The organism is Nonomuraea sp. NPDC050202 (assembly GCF_040656115.1).
In the GTDB taxonomy this organism is placed as follows: domain Bacteria; phylum Actinomycetota; class Actinomycetes; order Streptosporangiales; family Streptosporangiaceae; genus Nonomuraea.
Genome location: NZ_JBFALF010000014.1, coordinates 262,732 through 270,684 on the forward strand (window position 1 = coordinate 262,732; position 7,953 = coordinate 270,684).

The window sequence follows — 7,953 nt, forward strand, 5'->3', positions numbered from 1 at the left end:
AGGCCCAAGTCAGCTGTTGGGGGGGAGGGCTCCCGATGGATGTGCTCACTGAAGGTGTTGAGCTGAGCCATGCGGATCTTGCTTTGCTCGCGGAGCTGGCCAAGGGGGTCACGGTCGACCGGGTGGGCAGACGGCTGGACATCAGCGGGCGCACAGTGCGCAGGAGACTACGTGGCATCTGCGACCGCATCGGTGTCGCCACGGCGATCGAGGCCGTGGCATGGGCGGCCCGCCGCCAGCTGATCTAGCGGCGAGCGGCCAGGGGAAGGGGGTCCGGGGTCAGTCGGCGATGCGTACCGCGCCGGCGAACGGCCTGTTGGCGATCGAGGCGATCCGTACGACGTCACCGGTCTGCGGCGCGTGCACCATCATGCCGCCGCCCAGGTAGATGCCCACGTGGTGCAGGTCGCTGTAGAAGAACACCAGGTCGCCGGGGCGCATCTCCTCGCGTGAGATGTGCCTGCCGGCGGTCCACTGGCTGCCGGTGTAGTGCGGCAGGGAGATGCCGACCTTCTGGTAGGCGGCCATGACCAGTCCCGAGCAGTCGTAGGAGCTGGGGCCCTCGGCGCCCCAGACGTACGGCTTGAGCTGCTGCGTGAGCGCCCACCGCGCGGCCTGGGCGGCCTTGCCGCTGCCGACGATCGGCAGGTTGACGCGCTGCGCCCGCGTGCCGGGACGGCCGGCCTCGCCCAGCGCCCGCCTGAACAGGTTGCTCTCGACCTTGGTGACCAGCTTGGTGATCTTGTCGCGCTTGGTGTCGAGCTCGGAGACGATCTCCTGGACCTCGTCGATGCGTGCCTGGGCGCCGGCCCTGGCGCGCTCGGCGGCCTCCCTGGCCTGGGTGACCTGGTTGACCTCCGCGCCCTGCTGCTGCTCCAGCACGTCCATGGTGGCGGCGCGGTCGAGGAAGGAGTCGGGGTCGCCGGCGGTGGCGAACGCCAGCATCCGGTTCAGCCCGCCGGTCATGTACGCGTTCTGGGCCAGCAGCGCGACCTCCGTACGCTTGGCCTCGAGCTCGGCCTCACTGGTCGCCAGCGTCTTCCGCGCGGCGTCGGCGGCCTTCTTGGCGGTCTTGAGCTTCTCGCGCTGGCCGTTGTACTCCTCGGTCAGCGTCTCGATCTCGTTGTGCATCTTCTCGACCTGCTTGGCCAGGTCCTGGAGTGAAGGCTTGGGGTCCGCGGACGCCGAGCCGACGGGAATGGCGATCAAGAGCGCCGCGACTGTGAGACTCACCACACCGCCGAGGCGGCGTGATCGCCGGAGCCGTTCCTGAGGGCGCGCGTGCTTGCCCGCCGTCTTCTCCCCGCCGTTGCGCGTGCGCTTCACCAACCAAGCTCCCTTCCTCGACGCCTACCGGGTTAGCTGACGGGTTCGGGCCGGAGCAGCCCTACCGAACGACTCGGATTCACCCCTGGCGGCGGGCGATGGGGGTCGCCGCCGGTGGGTCCCCGGCTCCCCTCGCGGGGATTGGGCGTGTTCCTCGCGCGCGACACGCGGGGAACATCGTCGCTGGACACTAATGCACTCCGAGTTCGTGCTCAACCGGAACTGCCGAGTTCATAGAGGTTTCACAACCGAAGGGTCACAAGGTGATCTCGTGCCTGACTGTGCTGATCGGACTTTATGTCCCCTTCGTTGCCGCTTCAGCCGGATGTGGGGAGCGTGCTCATATGGCCACCACATGTAACAGGATGGGCCCAGAGATGGGAGTTAAGTCTGAGCCGTAATGACATCTGTACTCTGGAGGGCCATGGAGCAGGTGGCCGAACTGGCAACGTCCGAGACCGGGCCCGAGACCGCGGTGGTGGTCCGGCGTGCCCGCACGCCCGACGTCCGGACGGTCAGGCGGCTGGTCGACACCTACGCGGGCGCAGGTCCCCGGCTCCTGGAGAAGGCCACGGTCACCCTGTACGAGGACGTACAGGAGTTCTGGGTGGCCGAGCGGGGCGGGCAGGTCGTCGGCTGCGGTGCGCTCCACGTGCTGTGGGAGGATCTCGCGGAGGTCCGCACCGTGGCGGTGGATCCGGAGTGCCGCGGCATGGGCGTCGGCCATCGGATCGTCTCGGCGCTGATACAGCACGCGAAGGATCTGGGTCTGCGACGTGTATTCTGTCTGACTTTTGAGGTGGACTTCTTCGCGAGGCACGGCTTTCGCCCGATTCAGGGCACGCCGGTCTCTCCCGAGGTCTACGCCGAGCTGCTGGCCTCGTACGACGAGGGTGTGGCGGAGTTCCTCGACCTGGAACACGTCAAACCGAACACCCTGGGCAACACCCGCATGCTGCTCCATCTGACATCGGGTGACGCAGACCTTGACCAGATGGAAAGGTGATTGTTGATACCTATGTCGATACGTTGGGCAGCACAGGCATGTGTCCTGACACGTGCCACATGCGCACTCGAAGCGAGGTGACACGGTGAGCACCGGACAGCCGCCGTATCCGCGGGACGAATCCGGCGAGAATTCCGCGCCCGGCACCCCTTACGGGCAGCAGAACACGGGCCGCCACCCTGGCGAGCCCGACCCGGACGTGACTGTGGTCGGCTACCGGGCGGACGACGCCTACGGCCAGCAACCCCAGTACGGCCAGCAGCAGGGCTACGGCCAGCAGGGTTACGGCCAGCAGCAGGGCTACGGCCAACCCCAGCACGGCCAGCAGCAGGGCTACGGCCAGCAGGGCTACGGACAGCAATACGACCAGCAGCAGTACGGTCAGCAGCAGGGCTACGGGCAGCAACAGCAGTCCCAGCCCGACTACGGCCAGCAGCAGCAGCAGTACGGCTACGGCCAGCAACCCCAGTCGGGTCAGCAGCCCCAATACGGCCAGCAGCAGGGCTACGGACAGCAGCAGCAGTCCCAGCCGGGTTACGGCCAGCAGCAGTACGGCGACCAGCAGGGCTACGGCCAGCAGCCCGGCTACGGCCAGCAGCCGCAGTCGGGCCAGCAGCCCGGCTACGCCCAGCAGCCCCCGTCGCAGCCCGGCTACGGGCAGCAGGCCGCTTATGGCCAGCAGCATCAGTCCCAGCCGGACTACGGTCAGCAGGCCGCCTACGGCCAGCAGCCGCAGTCGCAGCCCGACTACGGCCAGCAGGCGCAGTACGGGCAGCAGGCCCAGTCGCAGCCGGACTACGGGCAGCAGGCCGCTTATGGCCAGCAGCATCAGTCCCAGCCGGACTATGGTCAGCAGGCCGCCTACGGCCAGCAGCCGCAGTCGCAGCCCGACTACGGCCAGCAGGGCCAGTACGGTCAGCAGCAGGGCTACGGCCAGCAGGGATATGGACAGCAGCAGCAGTCCCAGCCCGGCTACGCCCAGCCCGGCTACGCCCAGCCCGGTTACGGCCAGCAGCAGTACGGCGACCAGCAGCAGTACGGCCAGCAGGGCTACGGGCAGCAGCCGCAGCAGTACGGGCAGGGCGGCTACGGCCAGCAGCCCGGCTACGGGCAGCCCTACGGCCAGCCGGTCGGCGTGCAGCCTCCCGGGGCGCCGGCGCCGCTGGCCGAGTGGTGGCAGCGCCTGGTGGCGAGGATCATCGACGGTGTGATCTTCGGCGTCGTGATGTGGGTGGTGTCGCTCGCCCTCACCCCGCTGTACCCGTCCTACAGCTCGATCACCGGGCTCACGTCCGGGCTGACGTTCGGGTTGCTGTACTACCTCGCCGTCGCGATCGTCGTGACCCTGATCTACGTGGCCTACGACTTCCTCCTGGTCAAGCTGAAGGGCCAGACGGTCGGCAAGATGGTCATGGGCATCAAGGTCGCCCAGGTCGGCGGCCCCGTCCCGCCGGAGGGCCTGCCCAACGACGTCTCGCTCAAGCGGGCGCTCGTCACGGTGGGCGGCTACATCGTCTACTGGGTCCCCCTGGTCGGCCCCCTGCTCTCCGCCGTCGCGTACGGGCTGAACGGTGCCTCGCAACTGTGGGACAAGCCGCTGCAGCAGACCTTCGCGGACAAGTTCGCGAAGACGGTGGTGGTGAAGATCAAGTAGTCTTCCGGAGACGCGACATAGGGGCCGGCCTCGCCGGCCCCTATGTTTTGTGGGTGGACCTGTACCAGAATTAGTTGGCGACCCGAGCCCCCGACGACGCGAGGTGGCAGTTATGGCCGGGACGGCGCCGCGGACGGACGTGCTGCCCGCCGAATGGTGGGAACGCCTCGGCGCCCGGCTGATTGAAGCACTCGTCTTCGGGGTCTTCTATTACATTCTGTTCATCGCGCTGTGGGGCATCTTCCGGACTGTCGGGATGGCCGAGGTCTTCGGCGGCCGGCTGCCGGGAGTCTTCGCGTGGCTGGTGGCCGGCCTGGCTTATGCGGGCTACGACTGGTGGGCGCATTCCCGGCGCGGGCGGACCTTCGGTAAGGCGATCATGAGGATTCGCCTGTCCCCGGAGGGGCTGCCGTCCCGGGTTCTGCTCAGGCGGACCCTGGTCTATCCCGCCCCGATCATGCTCATGGGCATTCCGGTCGTCAATCTCGTGGCCGGAATGCTGCTGTTCGGGGTGGGGCTGCTCATCCTGATGGACAAGCCCCTGGAGCGGGGCCCGCATGACCGGGCAGCGGGAACGAGGGTGGTAAAAGATCTTCGCTGAGCTACCCGTACCTGGGGCGATGCCTTTTCGCAAAATTTTCGGTTGATCCGGTAAGGAGCCTGGAGAGACTGGCATTAGGCTATGGGGCGTCCGGGTTGCCGGATGTTGGCGCCCCTGCGGCACGCAGGGTATCTGTGTGGCGCTATGGTCGGTTGCGGGTGGTTGCCGCCCTGGGTGTGCATGAGGGGGCCAGGCTCCCCGTGGTCACGCTCCCAGCGCTTAATGCGCCCCCGAAACCCCGCAAGCCGTGGAGGCGAGGACGAATGGAAGCCCTAACAGACGTATTGTCAGCGCTCATCCCCCCGGTCGTGGTGGGTGGCGCCTTCATCTTTGGCGTAGTGAAGCTGGTCCGGTCCGAGGCGCTGGGAGGCCGGCGAAACCGCGAGGATCAGCCCGAGAGCCAGAACTGATCGGCTAGTCAGCCGAATCCCCGTAGCGCTGAATTGTCTCCACGCCTTTCCGGGTATATGTTTGGGCAGGCGAATGAAACAATGCTCCGCGAAAGGATTGCGTACATGGCCAAGCAGATCCAGGAGATTCTCATCGATGACCTCGATGGGGGCGAGGCCAATGAGACGGTCAGCTTCGCTATTGACGGCTCCACCTATGAGATTGACCTCAGCGACCTTAACGCGAAGAAGCTGAGGGACGCTCTGACGCCTTTCGTGCAGCATGCGCGCAGGGCGGGCGCCGTGTCCACGCGCCGGCGTGGCCGGGGCGGCAACCGTGCGATGAGCCGCGAGAAGAGCTCCGAGATCCGGCAGTGGGCCAAGGCTCACGGCCTGCCGGTCAGCGAGCGCGGCCGCATCGCCTCCACCGTCGTGGAGAAGTACGAAGCCGCCCACTGAGGTGCCGGCTCCCGACCATGCGCTTATGATGCTCGCCTCGGACCCCGGCGGCCGCCATAAGCGCATGATCGTTTCCGTGGCGCTCCCGAATGCGGGACGTTCCGGAAGATGATCTCCTGAGGCGCCCATATGTGGGCGTTTTGGGCGCACGCGTTCCGGCCCCGTCCGCGGCACCGTTTGACCGGCGGTGCCGGCATAAGTGATGGCGGCGGGCGCGAATGCCGTGTGGGGCGGCCATGCCTCATTCGACGTACGCCGGGCGCGTACGAACTGGGCGGCGGCCGCCCACATTGGCTTGTGCGGCGGGCATTGAGGTTCGCGCGGAGGTTGTAGCGCGTCGCATCGAGCGCTTCGCATGCCGCCCTCATGGAACGGGCCACGTGAAAAAGCCGTGGCGCTCGCTCTTCACTCGCTGTAACGCTTAAGCCGGGCTCCAGCAGGCCCGCCGCCGCCGAAAACCTTGTCCCTGCGCGGATGTGGCGTGCTCCGGATTACCGGCAAGCCCGCTGCGGCGAGCCGGGCATAAGCGGCAAGTGCGAGCATCCCTCACACAATGCCGCATCTGGTCGTCATCCACCCCCGCAATGCCGCCATCCTGCGCGGGTACGGGATTCGGATTCCGCGTACCCGCGAGTGTGGGAGAGAGTAGCGGGAATGCCCGCGGCTCGGCTGTCATGCGGGGGAAGGGCGGCTATGGCGCGGATACCGTCCGGTAACCGGGCTGACCGGATGGCGGATTAGTGATTACCGTCTGTGCGGGATGCGTGCCCGAGGCCGACAGGGGCCCTACGCCGTCAAGATCGTGAATTGTCGCCCGATCACCGGCGTGCGGAAGGATGGAGCGCATTGACCGGTCTGTCCGACTGCAATGTGAGGAGCGGCGAGTTGTTCGAGAGGTTCACCGACCGGGCGCGGAAGATCCTCGTCCTGTCCCAGGAAGAGGCCAGGGCGCTCGACCACCACCACATCGGCACCGAGCACCTGCTGCTCGGCATGATCCGCGAGGGCGAGGCCGTGGCCGCCAAGGCCCTGGAGGGCTTCGGCATCGGCCTGGAGGGTGCGCGCCGGCAGGTCGTGGAGCTCGTCGGCCGCGGCGAGTCGGCCGCGCAGGGGCACCTGCCGTTCACGGCGCGGGCGGGCCGGGCCCTGCAACTGGCCGGCCAGGAATCCGCGGACCGGGGTCTCGACTACATCGGCACCGAGCACCTGCTGCTCGGGCTCGTCCGCGAGGGTACGGGCACGGCGGTCCAGGCGCTGGTCAAGCTCGGCGCCGACCCCGACGGGGTCCGTCAGGCCGTGGACGCACTCCTCGAGAAGTACCGGGCCCCTCGCGCCTGAGCGCAGCGACGTCCCGGGTCCCGGCGCCCGAGCGTGGGGAAGCGCCGGATCTCCGCCGCGGACCGGGGAAAGTGCCGGGTCCCGGCCCTTGAGCGGTGTGTGCCGCGTTGTGCTCAGGGCGTAGCGGGCCCGCTTGGTCTTGTATCGAGCCGCGACATAAGATGATTGCGTAATAGATACGGACGCGGCATCTCCAGATGCAGGGGCGGAAACGGCGTCCCCGCGCCGGCTCCGCGCCAGGCGTCCGATGGACGATCCGTGTGGGTCCGCATGCGTCGCGGGCGGCCATTCACCGCCGCTTTCGTGAGCGTCCTAAACATCGTTCGCTTGCGGCGTATCGGGAACACGTCACCCCCGAACAGTAGTTGGATGGAGGGTGAACGCCCTGCTCTCGGGGAACGTCTCTGTTATAGAGCGTGTCAGCGGCAGTGGGCACGGTTCGCCGAGCCAGGGCTAGCATGCGGGAGGACGGGACCGGATTTACCGGCCTGACTGACCGCTCTGTGAGGAGCGACGAGATGTTCGAGAGGTTCACCGACCGAGCGAGGCGTGTTGTCGTCCTGGCCCAAGAAGAGGCCAGGATGCTCAACCACAACTACATCGGCACTGAGCACATTCTTCTTGGTTTGATCCATGAAGGTGAGGGCGTGGCCGCCAAGGCTCTGGAGAGCCTCGGCATCAGCCTTGAGGGTGTGCGCCAGCAGGTCGAGGAGATCATCGGCCAGGGCCAGTCGGCTCCGTCGGGGCACATTCCGTTCACCCCGCGGGCCAAGAAGGTCCTCGAGCTGTCGCTCCGTGAGGCTTTGCAGCTGGGTCACAACTACATCGGCACCGAGCACATCCTGCTCGGGCTCATCCGCGAGGGTGAGGGTGTGGCGGCCCAGGTGCTGGTCAAGCTTGGAGCTGATCTCAACCGTGTCCGGCAGCAGGTCATCCAGTTGCTCCACGGTTACCAGGGCAAGGAGCCGGCCGCGGCGGGCGGTCCGCAGGAGTCGGCCCCGTCGACCTCCCTGGTGCTCGACCAGTTCGGCCGTAACCTGACCCAGGCAGCCCGCGAGGGCAAGCTGGATCCGGTGATCGGCCGTGAGAAGGAGATCGAGCGGGTCATGCAGGTCCTGTCCCGCAGGACCAAGAACAACCCCGTTCTCATCGGCGAGCCCGGCGTCGGCAAGACCGCCGT

The 7,953-nt window shown here is 67.3% G+C and carries 7 protein-coding genes, 1 pseudogene and 1 riboswitch; of the genes and pseudogenes, 7 read left to right on the forward strand and 1 reads right to left on the reverse strand.

Features of this window, described 5'->3' with window-relative positions; all coding sequences use genetic code 11:
* Positions 1–35 precede the first annotated feature (35 nt).
* Positions 36–248 (forward strand): LuxR C-terminal-related transcriptional regulator, encoded by a 213-nt coding sequence (locus AB0I79_RS32645; protein WP_043615366.1) that lies wholly within the window; start codon positions 36–38, stop codon positions 246–248.
* A gap of 31 nt (positions 249–279) precedes the next feature.
* Here the strand turns inward: AB0I79_RS32645 and AB0I79_RS32650 are convergent, their stop codons facing one another.
* Positions 280–1,326, reverse strand: coding sequence for a C40 family peptidase (locus AB0I79_RS32650; protein WP_357881172.1), 1,047 nt, complete (start codon positions 1,324–1,326; stop codon positions 280–282).
* 6 nt (positions 1,327–1,332) lie between these two features.
* A riboswitch (cyclic di-AMP (ydaO/yuaA leader) is annotated at positions 1,333–1,484 on the reverse strand.
* 266 nt (positions 1,485–1,750) lie between these two features.
* On the opposite strand from AB0I79_RS32650, the gene AB0I79_RS32655 reads away from it, so the two are divergent.
* The 6 genes and pseudogenes from AB0I79_RS32655 to AB0I79_RS32680 all read left to right on the forward strand — a co-directional run.
* Complete coding sequence (locus AB0I79_RS32655) at positions 1,751–2,332, forward strand: amino-acid N-acetyltransferase (RefSeq protein ID WP_185111568.1); 582 nt, start codon at positions 1,751–1,753, stop codon at positions 2,330–2,332.
* Between the two features lie 85 nt (positions 2,333–2,417).
* The gene (locus tag AB0I79_RS32660) at positions 2,418–3,986 is read left to right on the forward strand and encodes an RDD family protein (RefSeq protein WP_357881142.1); all 1,569 of its coding nucleotides are present in this window, start codon (positions 2,418–2,420) and stop codon (positions 3,984–3,986) included.
* Positions 3,987–4,098: 112 nt separating this feature from the next.
* On the forward strand, positions 4,099–4,587 hold the full coding sequence (locus AB0I79_RS32665; protein WP_357881145.1) for an RDD family protein: 489 nt from the start codon (positions 4,099–4,101) through the stop codon (positions 4,585–4,587).
* 515 nt (positions 4,588–5,102) lie between these two features.
* Complete coding sequence (locus AB0I79_RS32670; RefSeq protein ID WP_106243615.1) at positions 5,103–5,435, forward strand: Lsr2 family protein; 333 nt, start codon at positions 5,103–5,105, stop codon at positions 5,433–5,435.
* 885 nt (positions 5,436–6,320) lie between these two features.
* A pseudogene (locus AB0I79_RS32675) lies at positions 6,321–6,758 on the forward strand (Clp protease N-terminal domain-containing protein); the annotation flags it as partial.
* A 533-nt stretch (positions 6,759–7,291) separates the two neighbouring features.
* The coding region (locus tag AB0I79_RS32680) for a Clp protease N-terminal domain-containing protein (RefSeq protein ID WP_357881174.1) at positions 7,292–7,953 on the forward strand (662 nt) is incomplete at its 3' end.

What these genes read in the sequence shown, in the direction of transcription:
- AB0I79_RS32645 (WP_043615366.1), top strand. Translation starts at nt 36, where the DNA reads ATGGATGTGCTCACTGAAGGTGTTGAGCTGAGCCATGCGGATCTTGCT.
- AB0I79_RS32655 (WP_185111568.1), top strand. Translation starts at nt 1,751, where the DNA reads ATGGAGCAGGTGGCCGAACTGGCAACGTCCGAGACCGGGCCCGAGACC.
- AB0I79_RS32665 (WP_357881145.1), top strand. Translation starts at nt 4,099, where the DNA reads ATGGCCGGGACGGCGCCGCGGACGGACGTGCTGCCCGCCGAATGGTGG.
- AB0I79_RS32670 (WP_106243615.1), top strand. Translation starts at nt 5,103, where the DNA reads ATGGCCAAGCAGATCCAGGAGATTCTCATCGATGACCTCGATGGGGGC.